Source organism: Streptomyces sp. NPDC045899, assembly GCF_056431485.1.
Map to the genome: position 1 here is coordinate 41,524 of NZ_JBWKKP010000012.1, position 18,708 is coordinate 60,231.

Here is an 18,708-nt window from a genome sequence, read left to right on the forward strand (position 1 = left end):
CCAGAGCTGGTGATCGGGGGGTGCCGGGTGGCGCGGCCAAAGCCGTGGGAAGTCGACGACGAGCTGTGGGCGGTGATCGAGCCGCTGTTGCCGAAGGTGGAGCGTCGCGCCCGGCATCCCGGGCGCAAGCGGCATCCGGACCGGCTGGTGTTCCAGGGCATCCTGTTCGTCCTGCACACCGGGATCGCTTGGGAATACCTGCCGCAGGAACTCGGCTTCGGCTCGGGCATGACCTGCTGGCGCCGCCTGGCCGAGTGGACCGAGGCCGGGGTATGGCGTCGGCTGCACGTGGTGCTCCTGGCCAAGCTCCGTAGCGCGAACGCCCTGGACTTCTCCCGTGCGGCGGTCGACGGCTCTCATATCCGAGCGTTAAAGGGGGCTCCAAGACGGGACGAAGCCCTGTCGACCGGGGCAGGACGGGCAGCCAACACCACCTGATCACCGACGCCACCGGCATCCCACTCGCCGCTACCCTGACCGGCGGCAACCGCAACGACGTCACCCAGCTCATCCCGCTTCTGCAAGCTGTGCCGCCGGTGCGAGGGAAGCGCGGCCGGCCCCGGCGCCGCCCGGACGTGTTACTGGCCGACCGCGGCTACGACCACGACAAGTACCGCCGTCTCGTCTGGGATCTCGGCGTGAAACCGCTGATCGCCCGTCGCGGCATCGAATACGGCTCCGGCCTGGGCACCCAACGCTGGGTCGTGGAGCGCGCGTTCGCTCACCTGCACTGGTTCCGCCGCCTGCGGATCCGCTGGGAGATCCGCGACGACATCCACGAAGCCTTTCTCACTCTGGGCTGCAGCATCATCTGCTGGCGTCGGCTCAAGAACCACCATGCGTGAGGCCAAGCGCCAGTGGCTGTCTACAGCGAGACCTTCCGCTCTTCAGCCTTGAGGCCGCTCAGTGTCCAAAGTCCGTACAGAGCCAACAACGGTTTGACGACCATCCACTCGCCAGGGCGGTAGTCGTCCGCGCGCACCAGCCTCTCTGCAAGATCGGGGCGCTGCCGCTGCAGGTACGCACGGGCCTTGAGCGCATGAGCTGGCTGAGAGGCGATCTTGATGCGATCCACGTCTTCAAGCAGTGGGATCACGTTCGTGATGTTCTCCCACGTCGTCGCGCTTTGGTCTTCGAGGAGCATCGTGCCGTCGAACTCAAGCACCGACTTCGCGTAGTCGGCCATCAGTTGGGCCTCCGTTGCGCCGTTGCTGGTCGCACCGCCGCTGAAGATCAAGCAGGTCCCATGCGCATCGTCAGCGGCGATGGATCGGATTCCAGCACGTACTCGCCATCGGTTGATCAAGTTCGCCGTCGCTTGGGGGTTCCGGTATCCCAACACCAACACGGCCGCGGAGGTGCCCCCGCTACTCCCCACGAGCGCTCGAGACCAGCGCCAGTTCAACCACTCGCCCCAGGCCAGGGCTGCAACCCCAGCTATCGCCAGTCCCGTCCTTCGCCGCATGCGGCGACTCTAGGACACCTCGGTATCGGGCCACGAAGGAACCAGCCACGCTACACACGACGCATTCTGTTAGGAGTTCTTAGGCGGTGCGGCCGCCCTCATGGCCTCGCGCTGGGGGACGACCGTGTACGCGGGGTCCTCGGTGGAGGCGATACCCGCCGCGAAGACCCCACCCCGAAGCGCGTACAAGCCGAGGCGGTGAGCAGCGCCAGACCGGCGGCGACGGCGGCGGGCCTGTGGCGGCCACCGGCGAGCGCGGCTGCCGCGGCCGCACCGCTGGTGAGGGCTTTGGCACAGCGCAGCAGCCGCCCCGCCCGCCCTTCCCGGTAAGTTTCCGCCACCATCCCCAGGCGCCGCTGCGCGGCACGGACCGTGAGCGCCTCGGCCGCCGCGGCCAGCACCGCCGCGCATCGTGCGGGGGTGTTCTCCCGGGTGGGCACGAGAACCAGGGCCATCCCGGACGCGGCGGCCGTCGCGGAGGCGGCGAAGAGATGGGGAAGTTCGCGGTGCGCGCCGTGCCAGGCCGGTACCGCGGTGTCCGCGGCCAGGGGCGGCTCCGGCCCGTGGCAGCCGTCCGGTGACCGCGCTCAGCGCCGCCACACCGGCCGCCGGACCGTATCCGCCCAGTAGCCACGACCCCATGCTCATCGGGGAGGTCGGCTTGAAGACGCGCAGCATGTTGGCGAACCGGGCGGGGCGTCCCAGGTCGTTGATGAGCGCGGCGGCGGAGAGGGAGACGGCGGCCAGCGACGAGACCTTCATCGAGGTCGCCAGTGCGGGACGGCCGGTCAGCTGGGCACCGGCGGCGAGCACCGAACCGGCTCCCGCCAGTCCGCCGAGGAAGAAGTACCCGGCGATGTCCCGGGCCGCCCAGGACGGCGCCTGGATCACCGGGCGTCCGTAGTAGGAGGTGAATTCCGCACGGGGGACCATCAGTTCCTCGCCCTTGCGGGCACATCGTGCGCGCCGTTCGCGCGGGGTGTCCGGCCGGTTCACCGCCCCGCCCTTCCTCGCCGCCGGGCTCCAGGCAGCGCGAAGGCCAGCGCGAACCCGCCCACCAGGGACAGCGCCGCCGCTCCCGCGCCGCCCGAGCCATGGGTCCCGGCGTGCCCCGGCACCTGGTGGGAGGCTCCGCCCGCCTGCTGCAGCTGCTGGTCGTGCAGTCTGTTCGACCTCTCCCGCGAGTGCCTGGACCTCTCCGCCCTCGTACTGCCAGCTCGCGGGGTCGTAGCGGCGCCCCTCCTCGTCGAAACCGGAGAACACCCCGCCCAGGTCCTCGGTGTCACGGAAGTCCTCGCCGACGATGGTGGCCGCGTTGGTGTACGCGAGGATGTACTCGCGGAAGTCCTTCTCCTCGGTGAGGACGTGGTGGATGAGGCCCCCGAGGAAGGCGATGTCGCTTCCGGCCCGGATGGGCACGTGCAGGTCGGTCAGGGCGCTGGTGCGAGTGAAGCGCGGATCGACGTGGATGATCCCACCCCGGGCCTTGGCCTCCATCACCCATTGGAAACCCACCGGATGGGCCTCGGCGAAGTTGGAGCCCTCGATGACGATGCAGTCCGCGTTCTGGAGGTCCTGCATGAACGTGGTCGCGCCACCGCGGCCGAAGGAGGTGCCGAGTCCGGTCACCGTGGAGCTGTGACACACCCGTGCCTGGTTCTCCACCTGCACCACTCCCAGGCCCGTCATCAGCTTCTTGATGAGGTAGTTCTCCTCGTTGTCGAGGGTCGCCCCGCCGAGACTGGCGATGCCGAGCGTACGGGCGAGCCGCTTGCCGTCCCGCTCCCACTCCCAGGTGTCGCGGCGCAGCCCGATCACCCGGTCGGCAATCATGTCCATCGCGGTTTCCAGGTCGAGCGGCTCCCACCGAGTCCCGTGCGGCCGCCGGTAGAGCACCTGGTGGCGCCGCGCCTCCCCGGTCGTCAGCTGCAAGGTGGCCGAGCCCTTGGGACACAGCCGTCCCCTGCTGACCGGCGAGTGGGGGTCGCCCTCGATCTGCACCACCGTCTCGTCCTTCACGTACACCTGCTGTCCACAGCCGACGGCGCAGTACGGGCATACCGACTGCACTATCCGGTCGGCGGTCCCGGTACGCGGTTCGAGGGCCTCGGTGCGGGCGGACATCGCGGCGCGCCCCCGGCCCAGCCGGTCCGCCCCCGTGAGCTGCCGGTACGCAGGCCAGCCGCGCAGCCGCCTGCTTACGCCCATGGGATCCTCCCGCGTCGAACTCGGATGCCTCCGGCCATTCGCTCCCGCGGCGCCGGGTGCCCGGTTCGCCGCTCGTCACTCCTGCCCGGCTCGGCCGGGGCGCTTTCCGTGATCCCTGTCTACGGTCCGTGGCGCCACCGCGCCAGCAGACCGGGCGCACGGGTGCCCGCCGGTGCCCTGCGTGCTGCCGGGCCGCCGTTCCTCCGGTCGTGGCCATCTTCTGGACGTCCCGTTAGGAGCTCCGGACGTCCGGGAACGCGTGGAGCGGGCCGGGCCGGCCGGTCGTCCATCAGCCCCAGGGAGGCACGCGATGGCCGGGGACGACCATGACTCCGACGGACAGGGGTACGACGCCACCCCGTATCTGCCCCGGCGTGGCGGGCTGGCGGCCCACCGACGTGCTGCGGCGGGGTGTCAGGGCTGCCCGCTCTTCCGCGACGCCTCACAGACCGTTTTCGGCGTGGGGAGCGCCTCGGCCCGGCTCATGCTCATCGGCGAGCAGCCGGGTGACCAGGAGGACCGCCAGGGGGAGCCGTTTGTCGGCCCGGCCGGTGGTCTGCTGCGCAAGGCCCTGCGGGAAGCCGGTCTCGACGAGGTTCCCACGTACGTCACCAACGCGGTCAAGCACTTCAAGTTCACCGTCGTGGCCCGGGGCAAGCGCCGGATCCACAAACCACCCAGCCTGCGGGAGGTCTCGGCTTGCCGCCCCTGGCTGGCCGCCGAGATGAACGTCGTCGACCCCGAGGTGGTGGTGGCGCTGGGCGCTACCGCGGGCAAGTCGCTGCTGGGGCCGTCTTTCCGGGTGACCAAGGACCGGGGCACCCTCATCAGTCTGGAGAGCCCACCGGGGGACGGCACTCCGCGCGGGGCCGTCAGGGCGAGGGGTTCCGTCGTGGCCACGCTCCACCCCGCGGCGATCCTGCGTGCCGAGGACCGCGAGGCACCGTACGCGGGCCTCGTGGAGGACCTCCGGACAGCGGCACGGGCACTGGACGGAAGGACGTGAGCCGCCCCCGGTGCTCTGCTCGCCGGGCAGCCCGGCGGCCGATGACGCCCAGTGCCACCTCCGCACGTTTGAAGAGGTCCCTTCCTGCGAACCCGGCCTAAGGTTGAAGACGACGTCGGAAGCCGTGCGCCATCGGAGGCAGCCTTCTGCCCCCGCGGCGGCCCTCGGACCGCTCACGTTCACCGGTCGGTCCGGCTGCCCCGAGGCGCCACGCGAATGTGAAAGGGAGGCTGAGCGATGCCTGCCGGATCCAGCCGCAAGCGGGAACGACAGTACGAGCACATCAAGAAGGGCCAAGAGGAGCGCGGTACCTCCACCGGCCGGGCCAAGGAGATCGCGGCCCGCACCGTGAACAAGGAACGGGCTCGCGCGGGCGAGGCCAAGAGTGCCAGCAGGAGCTCCGTCAAGGACCCGAAGTCCGCTCCGGAGCGGGGCGGGAAGCGGTCACACAGCGGAGCGAAGGGCCCCACCCGTGACCAGCTGTACAACGAGGCGAGGCAACGCGGCATCGAGGGCCGCTCACATATGAACAAGGAGCAGCTGGCGAAGGCCCTGGGCCGCTGACCTACGGCGCCACACCATCCCTCCGGGAGCCTCAGCCCGCCCGCGGTAGGGAGGCGCGGCCGGTGAAGGAGGGCCGCTGATGCACGACGACGACCATCCGCTCACGACCGGCCGTACGGAGTCCCGGGAGGAGCGGGCGGATCGAAAGTGGGCGGAGCTGCTGCAAGAGGTGCGGGTGACCCAGACGGGTGTGCAGATCCTCTTCGCGTTCCTGCTCACGGTCGCCTTCACACCTCGCTTCACGGACCTGGGCGGTGGTGACCGGGCCATCTACGTTGTGACCGTCCTCCTGGGAGCGGCGGCCACCGGCGCGCTGATCGCCCCGGTCGCCCTGCACAGGATCGTCGCGGGGCGACGTCTGAAGCCGGAGACCGTGCTCTGGGCGTCCCGTTTCACCTTGGCCGGGCTCCTGCTGCTGCTCTTCACGGTGACATCGGCGCTGCTGCTGATCCTGCGCGTCGTCGTCTCCGACGACCTCGCGTTCTGGCTGGTCGTGGTGACTCTGCTGTGGTTCGCCACCTGCTGGTTCGTCCCCGCCGTCTGGCTGCGGCGCCGCTCCTACAGGAACCGCCGGTAGGCCCGGGAAGCGCTCGCCGCCGGGGGAGCGTGTGGCTGGGGCCGCCGGCGGGCGCCGCCGAGGCTCAGTCGGCGTGGGCGCCTTCCACCAGGACGCGTACGGTGCGCAGCTCGGGGTCGGTGGCGTCGGGCAGGTTCATCCCCGCCTCCACGCCGGTGCGAAGGTAGTCCGGGACCGGCTGTTTGAGGCACTCGCGGGGGAGAACGGCGGGGATGCCTGGCGGGTAGGGGGAGATCATCTCGGCGGCGATCCGGCTTGCCGCACGTTCCAGCGGTATGTCCTCCACGGTGCCGAAGTGCGCGTCGCGCGGCAGACAGGTCTGTTCCATCCGCAACTCGGCCGGGTCGGGCACGGTCACCACCACCGGTGCGGGACGCAGGTCCGGCGCGTGGTCGGCGAGGTCGTGCAACGCCGACAGCAGGGCGCCGGTGGTCGCGTCGTCGTCCGCATGGGTCAGCTGGGTGCTGATCCGCCGGTGGTCGGCCAGGTGGGCGTCGACGTGATGGTGTTCCCGGAGCCAGTCGGCGGCCAGGCCGGGACCGACGTAGTCCGTGAGGCCGTCCACGCGCAGTCCGTCGATGGCGTCGATCCGGTCCCGGACCGAGTGCGCCCGGCGCAGCGCCCCGCCGATCAACTCCTCGCCCCCTAGGGCCATCTGACGGCGCCAGCCGTCCATGCCCGCGAAGAGCAGCACGGAGGGGCTCGTGGTCCCGAGCAGGTCGGCGCGGGCGGTCAGCACCGCCGGGTCGATCAGATCGCCCTGGAGGTGGAACACCGACCCCTGCTCCAGACACTGCCCATTTTGTGGATGCTGGTCACGCAGACGTCGGCCCCGGCGTCCATGGCCCAGCTGGGCAGTTCGGAACAGAACGGCCGATGGGCGCCCCACGCCTCGTCCACGATCAGTGGCCGCCCCGCGCGGTGGCAGACCTCGGCGATCCCCGCCAGGTCCGCGCAGGAGCCATAGGGGGTCGGACTGGTCACCAGCGCGCCCCGGGCCTCCGGATGCTCGGCGAACGCCCGCTGGAACGCGTCGGCGGACGGGGGATGCGCGATATGGCGGGCGGTGTCCCATTGCGGCTCCACCCAGACCGGCCGGACACCGGAGAGGATCAGCCCGGACACCACCGACTTATGTGCGTCCCGGCCCACCAGGAGCGTTTCGTGCGGCCCGGCCACGGAGAGCAAAGACCTCCTCGCCAAGCACGGCACGGACCGCGGGGCCGATGCCCCGGGCTTGCTTGTGGCCGGGTGGCGTGAACGGCAGGGCTCCGCGGTCGTGGTACCGGACCAGGGCCTCCAGGACGGGAGCCTCCTTGTGATCCATCCGCCGCGAGTGCCCCTCACCAGCCGCCGGAAACCGCCATGCCGTCCACCGTGCCACGGAGGAGGCAGGGCGCCCGGAGAGATGCGCGGCGCGCCCTTCCCGGTGAGTTTTGCGGCCGGTCGAGCGAGGGAACCCGTGGTCTTCAGCGGCCCCCGGCCGAAGGACCCACCGACCGGCGGTCCCAGGGGCCTCGTGTGGGTACCCGGTCGACCGCGCCCGGGGCGTGGCCGCCGCTCGTGCGACATAGGATTTCGACACAACGATGGGGAATGGTGAACTCACCGTGACAACCGCACGCCTCTCTCCGGAGGCCGACCACCGAATGAAGCTGCCATGAAAATCCTCAGTGTGAACGTGGGATCGGCCAAGCCCATGGCCTACACCGACGCGCCGTCGGGTACGACGGGCATCGACAAGCGGCCGGTCGAGGGGCCGGTCAGGGTGTGCTCACCGGGACCCCCGGGGATCGGGGCGAGCGGAGTGGCCGGGGACGCGGTGTGCGATCTGCGGTATCACGGCGGCGACGACCGGGCGGTCTACGCCTTCGCCCGCGAGGACCTGGACGGCTGGGAGCACGAACTGGGCCGTTCGCTGAGCAACGGTGCCTTCGGCGAGAATCTCACCACCCTCGGCGTGGACTTGCGCGAGGCGCTGGTCGGTGAGCGCTGGCGCGTGGGGCCCCACGTCGTGCTGGAAGTGACCGGTGGCCGCATTCCCTGCCGCACCTTCGCCGGATGGCTCGGGGAGAAGGGCTGGCTGCGGCGCTTCACCCAGTCGGCATCCTGCGGGGCCATGCTGCGCGTCATCGAACCGGGGGAGCTCACCGTCGGCGACCCGATCGACGTCATCCGCAGGCCCGACCACGACGTGAACGTCTCCCGGTTGTTCCGGGCGGTGACCACGGACCGCAAGTCGCTGCCCGGCGTGCTGGACGCGGCTCCCTGGATGGAACGGGAGCAGTTGGGGATCGCCCGTTCCTACACGGACAAGTACGGGACGCCGCCCGAGGGATGAGGCGGGTGACGGCGGCCGGGACACGATGTGGAGTGCCCGTTTCTGCTGACGGGCTGTGAATGCGTGACGGTCGGGTGTGGCATGCCTGGTGACAGCCTGGGAAATCGTTACTTCTCTGGATTGCGGAGGAGATATGACGATCAGCGACCCGTCCCCCGAGCACGTGCCCACGCCCTCGTGCTCCACGTATGCGACCGCGCCGTCGTCCGAGGTGCATGAGCCTCCGGAGACCGCCCGCGAGCGCGTCAACCGGAGGTGGAACGAGATTCTCCAGGAGACGCGGGTCGCACAGACCGGTGTGCAGATCCTCTTCGGATTCCTGCTCTCCCTCGCCTTCACTCCGGCCTTCGAGGACCTGCGCCTCTTCCACCGCATCCTCTACGTGGTGACCGTGGCGCTGGGAGCCTCCGCGGTCGCCGCCCTGATAGCTCCGGTGTCGATCCACCGCTTTCTCTCCGGGCTGCGGATGAAGGACGAGGTCGTCGAGGCCGCCGGTCGGCTCATGGTGTGCGGAATGGTGCTGCTGGCACTCACCATCGGCTGCACACTGCTCCTCATCCTGAACGTCGTCACCGACAGTGTGGTCGCCGAGGTGATCGTCGGGCTGGTGATGCTCTGGTTCGTCATCTGCTGGTACGTCATACCGCTGAGACTCCGCCGCAAGTCCCGGCGGCGGTTGGGCTGATCCTGAACCGACCGGTCAGCCCGAGGTGCGGCGCTGGTCAACGCTGTCCTGCCGCAGCCGGTCGGTGTGGCGGGTCATGGTGTCGACCCGGTCGGCCAGGTCGGCGTGCTGCGATGTGAGGTGCTGGTGGGCTTCGGTGAGCGGGGCCACGAGGTGGGCGGCGTCGTCGTGGGCGAGGGCGTCCGCCAGCCGCGCGATGTCCGCTCGGGCCTCATCGGGGAGATCGGCGAGGGAGGTGATCCGTCCGGCCAGTTGCCGCAGATCGGTCGCATTGCCACGGGCCCACGAGGTGACGGTGCGGTCGGCGGCGCGGCGGTCCCGGGCGGCCTGGACGCGCTGTTCGCCGGTGGCGCCGGGGGTGCCGGGCCGCACCCGCAGATAACGCCGCTCGGCGGCCTGGCGGCTGGCCACGCCCAGCGGGCCCGCCAGCGCGGCCCAGCTGGCTCCCGCTTCACGGGCCGCCTCGATCAACCACGGTTCCCACCCCGCAAGCTGGTCTCGGAGCTCCCGCAGGAGCAACAGCGCGTCGAGGGCCTGCTCCGAACTGGTCCGGTCGGAGCCTCCCCACGGGGTCGGCGGGGCGTTCTGGGCCGTGTGCACGGCTTCGCTGATGGCGTCCAGCCCAGCCGCGGCGGCAGCGAAGGACGAAGGGGCGAGTCCGGGCTCGCAGGGGTCTTCCGAGCCGTTCATGAGGGCACCTCCCGTGTTGTCATCCGATGGACGACATTTTTACTTGTCATCGCTCCGATGACATGCTACAACAGAGACAGGTTGCAGCGCATTGGCGTAACTGCCCGAACACATGGAGGTGTTTCACAATGTTGATGCGCACCGACCCGTTCCGTGAGCTCGATCGGCTCACCCAGCAGCTGACGGGTTCGTCCGGTACCTGGTCAAGGCCTTCCGCGATGCCGATGGACGCCTACCGGGAGGGTGGCGACTATGTGATCGCCCTCGACCTCCCGGGTGTCTCGGCCGATGCGATCGACATCGATGTCGAGCGGAACATGCTCACCGTCAAGGCGGAGCGGCGGCCGGTGACCAAGGCCGACGATGTGCACATGGAGCTGTCCGAGCGCCCCTTGGGGGTCTTCTCCCGCCAGCTCATGCTGGCGGACACCCTCGACACCGAGCGCATCCAGGCCGACTACGAGGCCGGTGTCCTGACCCTGCGCATCCCGATCGCCGAACGGGCCAAGCCACGCAAGATCGCGATTGGCCAGGGCACGGGACGCAAGCAGCTCAGCGGCTGACTCCTTCCGCTGCTTCACCGCGCACCGTCGTCAGCGGAGGACCGGCGGGAGCAGGGGCCCATGCTCCCTTCCTGTCCTCCCGGCCCTCCGTGATCGCGCTCGCCCCAGCCGTGAGGCTTCCCTGGATGGCGTCGGCGACGTGACGATCGCCCCCACTTCATGGGACGGTCGGCCGGTTCGTGTGTCGCGCACCGGCCGACCGGCTCTCTTGGCCACCCTGACCAGCAAACATGACGAGAAAGGCAACCGACCAGTCATGCCGGCCCAGTCCGAGACCACTCCGATCACGGCGGAAATGGCGTTCACCCAGATGTTGGAGACGGTCCGTTACGAAGGGGCCTATCCCACGCGTGAACGGGCCGAGACGGTGGTCCGCGCCGTGCTCACCGGCCTGGGCCGGCAGCTCACCGGCGATGAACGGGTGGAACTCGCCAGCCGCCTGCCCGTGGAGGCGGCCCGGACGTTCGCGTCCCAGATCCCCGACAACGAGCCCCTCACCGGGTGGGGCTTCGTCAAGGATCTCGCCACCCGGGTGGGGGGGACACCCGCCACGGCTCGCTGGGACACCGGTTCCGTGCTCAAGGTCATCACGCAGCTCGTGGGAGATGACCTGGTGGACCGGATTCTCGCCCAGCTCCCCTCCGGCTACGCCCTCCTGTTCGGTCGCATCGAGTTGATACGCGCGGCCTGAAGCCCCTTCCATCGGCTGCGCTCAGGGGCCGGGCAGAGGAGCCCGCCCTCGGTGATGCCCGCGTTCGCAATGATGGCGGAGGCGGCCCCAGGGTCTTGCGGACCTCGCGGGCCGCCGCGACCAGCGCGGCCAGATCGGTGATGTCCACCTCCAGAGCCAGCCCGGCATGGGGCAGGGAAACCGCGACCGCTTCCAGGGCTGGCTTCTCATGGCCGAGCAGGGTCACCCGGGCACCGCGCCGGGCGGTCTCGCGTGCGAGTGCCGCGCCGATGCCGCGGGCGGCTCCGGTCACCACCACGGTCCGATTGTCGAGGGGATTGCGGTGCATCGACCAGCATCCCTTTGCTCGTCGGCGACTAGCCACCTGGAACGGGCTGTCGCGGCTTCGTGGCGGGCCGCCCAGGAGGTACCCCGCCCTGCCGCGTCCACCACGCATCAGGCACGGTCCGTCCCTCCTCTGCCTGATACGGCCGCGGAGGTCTCATGCGCGCGATCGCGGTGAGCGGCGCGTGCGCGCTCCTCGCACAACCGTGCAAGACGGCCGAGCATCGCCCGGTGGCGCACCTGGATCAGCAATTCCACGCCGGCATTGTGCATCCGGCCGCCCGTGCCCTGGAGCGGATGCTCATCGACGATCACCAGGCAGTGCTCACCCCACGGGCGCAGCTCGATCGAGATGCGCGCCGTGCCGAGAGGGCCGGCGTGGGCCTCCAGCTCCAGCCCGGTGCCCTCCTCGCACCGACGGACGACCGTCTCGTTGGAGAGCCGCAGGGGGCCGAGCGGGATCCGATAGCGGATCGCGGAGCCGGTGCGCGGCCACTGCCCGCCCAGTGGCTCGACCGAGGAGGGTCCCACCACCCAGTGCGGGTACTTCTCGCCGTCGGCCAGAACGGCCCAAACCTCGCTGGGGCTAGCTTTGATCAGACGGTGACGAACGGCCACGTACGCCTCCCTGCTACTGGGAGCGGCTGCCGGACTGCCCTCATTGAGTGCCCCCGCTCCGACGGTCCAAGCGGCCCGCGGACGTCTCCTGCGCCTGCGGGATCACAGTCTGCGTAGTGGGTGGAAGGCCTTCACCCTGGAAGGGGGCTGCCGGACTGTCCCCGGTGCAGAGCGAGGGAGGACGCCATGGCGAAGAGCCGTCGAGGGAGCAAGAAGCTGAAGAAGGGTGACAAGGTCGCCTGGAGCAGCCACGGGTCCCAGGCCGAGGGCGAGGTGGAGGAGAAGATCACCGAGCGTACGGGCGACGCGGGACGAACGGTCGATGCCTCGTCCGAGGAACCGCAGTACAGAGTCCGCAGTGAGAAGTCCGGTAGGTCCGCGGTGCACAAGCCTTCCGCGCTGAGGAAGAAGTGATACCGCGTGGATGACGGCGAGAGGAAAGAGACCGGGGAAGCGTTCCGTGAACTCGTGAACATGACGCCGGCGGAACTGGAGACGTGGCTGTCCTCGGAACAGTCGCGGAGCGCCGGACAGCACGGCAGCGCCGATGAGTCCACCGGCCATGCGTCCGGCCGTCGCATCGTGGACATCCTGCGCACCAAGAAGGGCGAGCTCTCGGAGGACGACTACCAGCACATGCGAAAGGTGGTCGGCTACGTGCGGCGGCATCTCGCCCAGCGCCCTTCCGGTGACGTCCGGGACACTCGATGGAGGCACTCGCGCATGAACTGGGGTCACGACCCTCTGACATGACGCTCCCGCCATGCTGGGTGGCGTGGTGTTCGCCTGCCTTCCGGTGGTGTCGGAGCAGGTGCGATGGTGGCGGTCAGGAACATCCGCCGCAGGAACACCGTGACCGTCACCGGCCCGGCGGACGCGCCCGCGGTGGTGCTGGCGCATGGCTTTGGGTGTGATCAGAACAAGTGGCGGCTGACGGTGCCCTGAGCTGGCGAAGCGGTACCGTGTGGTGCATCACCGATCTCCTCGCCGCACGCAGGCACGCCCATGCCGCCGGAGCCGACATCGTTCTGACCACCGTGCCACCGAACCTCCTGCGCATCCTCACATCGTCGGCCTCGACCAGGGCTTCGACCTCCGCCCCGGCGGTACGTCCGAGGTCGGAGGCGGCGGACCGCATCACGCCCGTGCATCCGTGCTCCCGCCCGGGTCCTCGGTGAGGGCCTCCTCGCCCACGACATGAACAGCCGCTTCTTCGGCACCTGCGGCACTGCCGTCAACGCCGACGTCGGATGCCAGGAGTTCCGCCTCCGTGTCCGCGCGGGCTCCCTCGTCCGGAGCTACCAGCCGCCCCCCGCTCCTCGCCCGTCTCCTCCGGGTCCAGTGGCTCCCCCTCACCGCCCGGCAGGTCACCGATACCGTCGCCCACGAGGCTCCCGGCGTCGGGGGCCTCGTGGGCCAGGCGTTGGTCGAGGGTTTCTCCGTCGGCCTGCTCTGCGGCCGTGGTGCCCACCTTGGTCACTCCCAGGGGCTTTTCCGGCGGCGAGTAAGCCTCGTCCAGGATGGCTCGTTATCGCGTTCGTCCAGCGCGTCCTCGAGGTCCAGGGGCGCCGCGCCCTCCTGCTCCTCGTTGCCGCCGTGGGGCTGCTGGTAGACGTCGTCCGCCATGCTGTCGTCGCTCATGATCGTCTCGCCACTCTGAGGCCTTGATCAGGCCCGTCCCCGGCCCCGCCGGAACAGCCTGGTGCTCGGTCGTGCGTGAAATGGCGCCGTCCCTGTCAGCCTGCCACGTTGGCCGTGTCGGGTGAAACCGTTGGCGTGGCGGGCATGGCTGCTGGTCGCGCGGGGCACCCGCGCTGGTGGACAAGGGAGACGCGGGGCTCCGTGGGCAACGAGCCCAGGGGCGTCCGACCTGAATGAGGTGAGGAGCTTGTGGTGAGTGAGGGCAAGAGGGGAACGCGCACCGCTGCCGAGGAGGTCATGAAGGAGGCCGCCGAAGCCGAAACGGATGTGACGGGAGGAGAGGAGGCGGGCGGCTACGGTGACGCGGCGGACGCCCTGACGCCGAACGCGGAAGCCCAGGAGGAGACCGCCGAGACGGCGAGGAGCGCCAACCGGGCCTCGGAGGAACGACGCACTCGGGCGTAGTGTCGGTCTCCCCCAAGAGACCACGTGAGGCAGGGCGCCGTGCCGCCGGTCCCGTGTGGGTGGGGGCACGGCGCCGGATGGCACCCGACGCCGCTACACCGTTCACGGCCAGGAGGTTCCCCCGGGCTCACAGGTGTTCGCGGGGGAGCGTCTCGTTCCAGTTCCGGGAGAACACGCGGCGCTCGTTCTCGTAGCCGTCCAATGTGGCGTCGACGAAGAACTCGGTTTCGCTGGAGCGCAGCACGGGGTGGGTGACCACGCGTACGTCCCAGGTGTCCCTTCGGAAGTGCATGGTCCAGTTCGACTCACCACTGACCGAGGTGAAGTCGTCCGCCACGGCGGTGTAGCGCTCGTAGGCGCGGCGTCCGACATCGAGGCCGATGTCCACGTAGCGCACCGTGGCCGCGTCCTTGACGGTCTCCAACTCGGAGCGGTAGCCGACCAGGTCCTGTTTGACGTCCCAGCGCATCTCCGGGGGAGTCAGCTGCGTGGTCGTGAGAGAAGCCGAGCCGTCGGGCTCGCCGAACGGACGCTGGGGCACTTCATCGGGCTCGTGGTTCCCCCGAAGCGGCAGGGTGAGGGTGCTGGAACCTTCCTACTCGGTCAGCAGGACCGGCCGCGGCGGGGGCCAGGCGAGCGGCCAGTACGACGTGAAGAGCGACAGCCGGATGCGATGCCCGCGGGGGAAAGCCTGAGCCACGCCGTTGAGGTGCACCGTGGCCCGGTAGCGGAGGCCGGGTTCCAGGGGTTCGGGCGCGCCGGTGCCGTCGCGGTGGGTGAGGTTCAACAGCCCTCAGGTGACGCGGGTGGACGCCCATCGGGCGCCACGTCGGACAGCCGCGCGGCGACCATGGCGACCGGCTCGCTGACCGACAGCTCCAGCTCCACGGAGGGCGAGCCGAGGATTTCCACGGGCTCGGTGAGGTCGTCGGTGTCGAAGACCAGTGAGCCACCGTCCTCCTCACGCTGGTCGTAGGGCAGGTCCGGGGGCGCGTTGCAGGAGGCCCACTTTCCGGCGAACTGGCCAACGGGCAGCGGAGATTGCACGGTCACTGCCTCGGCCGCCTCCGGCTCGCGCCCCGTCGCCTCGCTGGGCGACGGCTCTTTGGGCGCACCGATGCGGTGCCGGGTGAGCGGGTGGGCGGTCGGTGTGACATGAGGGAGGGCCAGTCGGGCTCGCCGACCCAGCGTCCTGGCCGCTCCTCGTACGACGTGGAGGGCGACATACTGTCCTGCATCCACGCCTGCAGCATGGGGCCGTCCATCGCGCCGTTGTCGGCACCCTTGAGCCAGCGGTCCCACCAGCGCACGACCTCCTGGAGGTACCCGATGCCGGGGCCAGGCTCGCCCAGGTGGGGGAATTGTGGGACCACGGACCGATCAGCCCCTTCCGGGGCACGTCCAGGCGGCTCAGCAGGCGTGTGACGGCATTGGAGTATCCATCATCCCAGCCGCTGGAGGCGAGGACCGGGCAGCGCACGGCCCGGTAGCCCCCGCACACCGAGGCGTGCCGCCAATAGTCGTCGCGGCGCTGGTGGCGCAGCCACTCCAGCACCCACGGGCGGGTGTGCTCCAGTCGTTCGTGCCACATCTCGTGCCACCGCTCGCCGACCACCGCCGGGTCCGGTGGGCAGGTGGCGTAGGCGTACATGGTGCCCGCCTCGGCCAGGTTGTCCGACAGCAGCGCGCCCCCCACGTAGTGCATGTCATCGGCGTACCGGTCGTCGGTGAAGGAGGCGATGACGATGGAGCGCAGACTCGGTGGCTGCCGGGCGGCGCCGATGGCACATTGGGAGGGGGCGGCAGCCCGGGACCCGCCGACGAGGGAGCGGAGTCGGGTGCCGGGGACGTCCACGCCGAGCACGGGCACTGGGGCCCGCTCGCCCGTTCGCCGTCAGGGAGAGGTGGCTGATGACTGCTGCTGGGAGCCGTACCGACGCACACAAGGGGAAGGATCCGAAGGCACGCGGTCTGCGGGTGGTCGTGGTGGGAGCCACCGGCAATGTGGGCTCCGCCGTGGTCCGGGCGCTCGGCGAGGAGACGGCCGTCTCCTCGCTCCTGGGACTCGCGCGCCGTGTCCCGGACTGGACGCCGGAGAGGACTGAATGGCGAGGTGTGGACCTCGGTGACCCGGAGGTGGACCTCGTGCCTCACTTCCGCGGCGCGGACGTGGTGGTGCACCTCGCCTGGCTGTTCCAGCCCACACACGACCCCGTCACCACATGGCGCAGCAATGTGCTGGGCAGCGTCCGTGTCTTCGAGGCGGTGGCCGCCGCGAACGTTCCCGCTCTGGTGTACGCCTCCTCGGTGGGAGCGTACTCGCCGGGCCCGAAGGGTCGCACGGTCGACGAGTCCTGGCCCACCCATGGCTGGCCGGAGGCCGCGTACACACGTGAGAAGGCCTATCTGGAGCGATTCCTCGACGCCTTCGAACAGCGGCATCCGGACCTCCGCGTGGCGCGGATGCGCCCTGCGTTTCTCTTCCAGCGGCAGTCCGCCTCCCAGCAGCGCAGGCTCTTCGGCGGGCCCCTGGTGCCGGGCCGCCTGGTGCGGCCGGGCCTGGTGCCGGTCGTCCCGGACGTGCCCGGTCTGCGTTTCCAGGTGCTGCACACCGAGGACGCCGCCGCGGCCTACCGTGCCGCTGTCACCCAGGACGTACGGGGCGCGTTCAACATCGCGGCAGAGCCACCGGTGGACGCGGCGACACTGGCAAGGATATTTGGGGCGCGGGTGCTTCGCGTGCCCCGAGTCCTGCTGCGCGCCGGTGTCGCGGGTGCCTGGAAGCTGCATTTGGCACCGGCCTCCGTGGAACTCTTCGACGCGGTGCTGAGGGTCCCGCTGATGGACACCTCGCGCGCCCGCCAGGAGCTGGGCTGGGAACCCCGGTGCACGGCCACCGAGGCGGTGGAGGAGTTTCTGTGCGGGCTGCGGCAGGGTGCGGGTGGCGCCACCGCACCGCTGGACGCCGACTCACTCGCGGGCCGCGCTCGTGAGGTGGCGACCGGAGTGGGAGAACGACCCTAGAGCCGCCTGCCGACTGGAGTCAGACGGTCCATCGGCCGATGGGGCTGAGCGGAGCGGGCCTCGCGTGCGAAGCCGGGGGCGAGGCACGTTCACGCACGCCGAGACGGCGGGAGGACGTTTTGGACTGGGGTCGGTTCGCGCAGCAGATGGCGTCGATTGCGCGGGACCTGCTGGCCCAGGACTCGGTGAGTGGCACCCTCGCCCGGATCACTGCCTCGGCCACCGAACTGGTGGAGGGCTGTGACGCGGCCGGCATTCTTGTGCTGGAGGGCATAAGGGTGGAGTCACTCGCCCCCACCCATCAACTGGTCATCGACAGCGACCAGCTTCAGGAGCGGCTGGGGGAGGGGCCGTGCTTCGACGCGGCTCGCAGCTCGCTGGGAGAGCGAGTGTTCCACATTCCCGACCTCACAGGGGAACAATTGCGATGGCCCCACTACGCTCCGCAGGCCCGTTTGCTGGGCGTGGGCAGCATGATGGGTTTTCTGCTCTTCCCCGAGGAGGAGGACCTGGGGGCTTTGAACCTCTACTCCCGTGAGCCCGGCGCGTTCACCGGGGTCAGTGAGATGGCCGGGTGGCTGCTGGCCTCCCACGCGGCCGTCGCTTTCTCCGCAGCACGCACCCAGGCCCAGATGGAACAGGCCATTACCACCCGCCAGGTGATCGAGCTCCGTGAGGTCGCGCGTCAGATCTGCGAACGGGGCAGCCTGCCGTGACACCGGCGTTTCTCAGGGCGTGAACAGTACTTTCACGACGCCGTCGTGTTCTTCTGGAACATCTCGTACGCATCCGGTGCCTTGGCCAGGGGGAGCCGGTGGGTGGCGAAGTCCTCGACGCCGAGCGGGTCGCCGTCGGTGACCAGGGGCAGGAGGTCCTCGACCCAGCGCCATACGCTGGCCTGGCCCATGCGTAGGTTGATCTGCTTGTCGAACAGGTCGAGGGTGTGGACACCGCGCCCGCGTACTCGCTCCAGGCGTTCCGGTACCAGGTCGACGCCGATCACCGTCTCCACACCGCGGTGGGCGGCGATGCGGGTGCGTCCCCAATGAGTCCCAGCCCCAGGACGGCGAGGCTGCCGTCCGGTGGTACGGCGGCGTACTCGACGGCCTGCCAGGCTGTCGGCAGGACGTCGGAGAGGTAGACGAAGCGGTCGTCCGGTGGCCCGTCGGGGACCTTGATGGGGAGGGTGTTCCCGAACGGCACCCGTAGATATTCGGCTTGCTCGCCGGGCACGTGACCGTAGAGCTTGGTGTAGCCGAACAGGGACGCGCCAGTGCCGTGGGCGTGCACCTGCGTCGTCTCGCACCGCGACTGCAGACCCTGGCCGCACATGAAGCACGTGCCGCAGGAGACGTTGAAAGGCACCACGACCCTGTCACCCGGGCGCACGGCGGTCACCGCTGGGCCGACCTCTTCGACGATACCCATCGGTTCATGGCCGAGGATGTCGCCCTGGTCGAGGAAGGGACCGAGGACTTCGTAGAGATGCAGATCGGAGCCGCACAACCCGGTGCTCGTCACTTTGACGATCGCATCGGTCGGTTCGTTGATCGCTGGGTCGGGAACGGTGTCGACTCGCACGTCGGCCTTGCCATGCCAGGTCAGAGCTTTCATCAGAGCTCTTCATTCGCCGCGCTCGGTTCTCTCGTGTCGTTCCATCGGTGTGCGTCGGGTGCCCGTCCAGCCGAGTGACACACCCGAGCCCGCTGACGACTCCGGGCGTTCACGAGGTGACCTTCGTACATCGAAGGGGTTCGTCAGGCCGGGCCGGGTGCCGATCCTTCGGAGCGGTGCCGCTCGGGCCCGGCCTGTTCGCCCGGCCGTAAGGGCGGTGGTGCCGACGCTC

Annotated in this window: 17 protein-coding genes and 7 pseudogenes; 14 read left to right on the forward strand and 10 right to left on the reverse strand. The window is 69.9% G+C overall.

All coding sequences use genetic code 11. The annotated features are described in order from the left end of the window. Positions 1 to 27: 27 nt before the first annotated feature. A protein-coding gene (locus AC07FT_RS19245; protein ID WP_479177258.1) for an IS5 family transposase occupies positions 28 to 845 on the forward strand; the annotation gives its coding sequence in 2 pieces (ribosomal slippage) (positions 28 to 364 and positions 364 to 845; 819 coding nt in all). Between the two features lie 20 nt (positions 846 to 865). Here AC07FT_RS19245 and AC07FT_RS19250 read toward each other — a convergent pair. The 3 genes and pseudogenes from AC07FT_RS19250 to AC07FT_RS19260 form a co-directional block, all read right to left on the reverse strand. Next, a complete protein-coding gene (locus AC07FT_RS19250) occupies positions 866 to 1,465 on the reverse strand; it encodes a YdcF family protein (RefSeq protein ID WP_479177259.1) in 600 nt (199 codons plus the stop codon). 69 nt (positions 1,466 to 1,534) lie between these two features. Beyond that, positions 1,535 to 2,398 (reverse strand): annotated as a pseudogene (gene nrfD / locus AC07FT_RS19255) (NrfD/PsrC family molybdoenzyme membrane anchor subunit). A gap of 242 nt (positions 2,399 to 2,640) precedes the next feature. Next, a pseudogene (locus tag AC07FT_RS19260) lies at positions 2,641 to 3,673 on the reverse strand (molybdopterin-dependent oxidoreductase); the annotation flags it as partial. Between the two features lie 310 nt (positions 3,674 to 3,983). On the opposite strand from AC07FT_RS19260, the gene AC07FT_RS19265 reads away from it, so the two are divergent. From AC07FT_RS19265 to AC07FT_RS19275, 3 genes are all read left to right on the forward strand, one after another. After that, positions 3,984 to 4,679: a UdgX family uracil-DNA binding protein gene (locus AC07FT_RS19265; RefSeq protein WP_479177260.1), complete on the forward strand. Its 696-nt coding sequence runs from the start codon at positions 3,984 to 3,986 to the stop codon at positions 4,677 to 4,679. Positions 4,680 to 4,916: 237 nt separating this feature from the next. Further along, positions 4,917 to 5,243 (forward strand): plasmid stabilization protein, encoded by a 327-nt coding sequence (locus AC07FT_RS19270; RefSeq protein ID WP_479177261.1) that lies wholly within the window; start codon positions 4,917 to 4,919, stop codon positions 5,241 to 5,243. 79 nt (positions 5,244 to 5,322) lie between these two features. After that, positions 5,323 to 5,820, forward strand: coding sequence for a DUF6328 family protein (locus AC07FT_RS19275; RefSeq protein WP_479177262.1), 498 nt, complete (start codon positions 5,323 to 5,325; stop codon positions 5,818 to 5,820). A gap of 64 nt (positions 5,821 to 5,884) precedes the next feature. Here AC07FT_RS19275 and AC07FT_RS19280 read toward each other — a convergent pair. Further along, positions 5,885 to 7,147, reverse strand: a pseudogene (locus AC07FT_RS19280) (aminotransferase class I/II-fold pyridoxal phosphate-dependent enzyme). A 333-nt stretch (positions 7,148 to 7,480) separates the two neighbouring features. Here AC07FT_RS19280 and AC07FT_RS19285 point away from each other — a divergent pair. Continuing rightward, on the forward strand, positions 7,481 to 8,161 hold the full coding sequence (locus AC07FT_RS19285) for an MOSC domain-containing protein (protein ID WP_479177263.1): 681 nt from the start codon (positions 7,481 to 7,483) through the stop codon (positions 8,159 to 8,161). A gap of 133 nt (positions 8,162 to 8,294) precedes the next feature. Next, positions 8,295 to 8,846 carry a DUF6328 family protein gene (locus AC07FT_RS19290; RefSeq protein WP_479177264.1) on the forward strand — a complete coding sequence of 184 codons (552 nt, stop codon included), beginning with the start codon at positions 8,295 to 8,297 and terminating at the stop codon, positions 8,844 to 8,846. A gap of 15 nt (positions 8,847 to 8,861) precedes the next feature. On the opposite strand, the gene AC07FT_RS19295 is transcribed toward AC07FT_RS19290, so the two are convergent. Beyond that, the gene (locus tag AC07FT_RS19295) at positions 8,862 to 9,536 is read right to left on the reverse strand and encodes a type III effector protein (protein WP_479177265.1); all 675 of its coding nucleotides are present in this window, start codon (positions 9,534 to 9,536) and stop codon (positions 8,862 to 8,864) included. Between the two features lie 128 nt (positions 9,537 to 9,664). On the opposite strand from AC07FT_RS19295, the gene AC07FT_RS19300 reads away from it, so the two are divergent. Together AC07FT_RS19300 and AC07FT_RS19305 are read left to right on the forward strand one after the other, a co-directional pair. Beyond that, positions 9,665 to 10,099, forward strand: a complete 435-nt coding sequence (locus AC07FT_RS19300; protein ID WP_479177267.1) for an Hsp20/alpha crystallin family protein — start codon at positions 9,665 to 9,667, stop codon at positions 10,097 to 10,099. Between the two features lie 256 nt (positions 10,100 to 10,355). Continuing rightward, a complete protein-coding gene (locus tag AC07FT_RS19305; RefSeq protein ID WP_479177437.1) occupies positions 10,356 to 10,790 on the forward strand; it encodes a DUF2267 domain-containing protein in 435 nt (144 codons plus the stop codon). Between the two features lie 41 nt (positions 10,791 to 10,831). Here the strand turns inward: AC07FT_RS19305 and AC07FT_RS19310 are convergent. Further along, positions 10,832 to 11,118, reverse strand: a pseudogene (locus AC07FT_RS19310) (SDR family NAD(P)-dependent oxidoreductase); the annotation flags it as partial. 107 nt (positions 11,119 to 11,225) lie between these two features. Further along, positions 11,226 to 11,732, reverse strand: a complete 507-nt coding sequence (locus AC07FT_RS19315) for an SRPBCC family protein (RefSeq protein ID WP_479177268.1) — start codon at positions 11,730 to 11,732, stop codon at positions 11,226 to 11,228. Between the two features lie 186 nt (positions 11,733 to 11,918). On the opposite strand from AC07FT_RS19315, the gene AC07FT_RS19320 reads away from it, so the two are divergent. From AC07FT_RS19320 to AC07FT_RS19330, 3 genes are all read left to right on the forward strand, one after another. Further along, complete coding sequence (locus AC07FT_RS19320; protein WP_479177269.1) at positions 11,919 to 12,146, forward strand: hypervirulence associated TUDOR domain-containing protein; 228 nt, start codon at positions 11,919 to 11,921, stop codon at positions 12,144 to 12,146. A gap of 6 nt (positions 12,147 to 12,152) precedes the next feature. Next, complete coding sequence (locus AC07FT_RS19325) at positions 12,153 to 12,485, forward strand: DUF3140 domain-containing protein (protein WP_479177270.1); 333 nt, start codon at positions 12,153 to 12,155, stop codon at positions 12,483 to 12,485. Between the two features lie 63 nt (positions 12,486 to 12,548). Further along, the gene (locus tag AC07FT_RS19330) at positions 12,549 to 12,677 is read left to right on the forward strand and encodes a hypothetical protein (RefSeq protein WP_479177455.1); all 129 of its coding nucleotides are present in this window, start codon (positions 12,549 to 12,551) and stop codon (positions 12,675 to 12,677) included. 192 nt (positions 12,678 to 12,869) lie between these two features. On the opposite strand, the pseudogene AC07FT_RS19335 reads toward AC07FT_RS19330, so the two are convergent. Further along, positions 12,870 to 13,373 (reverse strand): annotated as a pseudogene (locus AC07FT_RS19335) (DUF5709 domain-containing protein). A 252-nt stretch (positions 13,374 to 13,625) separates the two neighbouring features. On the opposite strand from AC07FT_RS19335, the gene AC07FT_RS19340 reads away from it, so the two are divergent. Then, a complete protein-coding gene (locus tag AC07FT_RS19340; RefSeq protein ID WP_479177271.1) occupies positions 13,626 to 13,838 on the forward strand; it encodes a hypothetical protein in 213 nt (70 codons plus the stop codon). Between the two features lie 127 nt (positions 13,839 to 13,965). Here AC07FT_RS19340 and AC07FT_RS19345 read toward each other — a convergent pair. After that, positions 13,966 to 15,615 (reverse strand): annotated as a pseudogene (locus AC07FT_RS19345) (CocE/NonD family hydrolase); the annotation flags it as partial. A gap of 134 nt (positions 15,616 to 15,749) precedes the next feature. On the opposite strand from AC07FT_RS19345, the gene AC07FT_RS19350 reads away from it, so the two are divergent. After that, positions 15,750 to 16,862 (forward strand): NAD-dependent epimerase/dehydratase family protein, encoded by a 1,113-nt coding sequence (locus AC07FT_RS19350; protein WP_479177272.1) that lies wholly within the window; start codon positions 15,750 to 15,752, stop codon positions 16,860 to 16,862. A gap of 146 nt (positions 16,863 to 17,008) precedes the next feature. Then, on the forward strand, positions 17,009 to 17,578 hold the full coding sequence (locus tag AC07FT_RS19355) for a GAF domain-containing protein (RefSeq protein ID WP_479177273.1): 570 nt from the start codon (positions 17,009 to 17,011) through the stop codon (positions 17,576 to 17,578). A gap of 12 nt (positions 17,579 to 17,590) precedes the next feature. Here the strand turns inward: AC07FT_RS19355 and AC07FT_RS19360 are convergent. Beyond that, positions 17,591 to 18,476, reverse strand: a pseudogene (locus tag AC07FT_RS19360) (alcohol dehydrogenase catalytic domain-containing protein). Positions 18,477 to 18,708 lie beyond the last annotated feature (232 nt).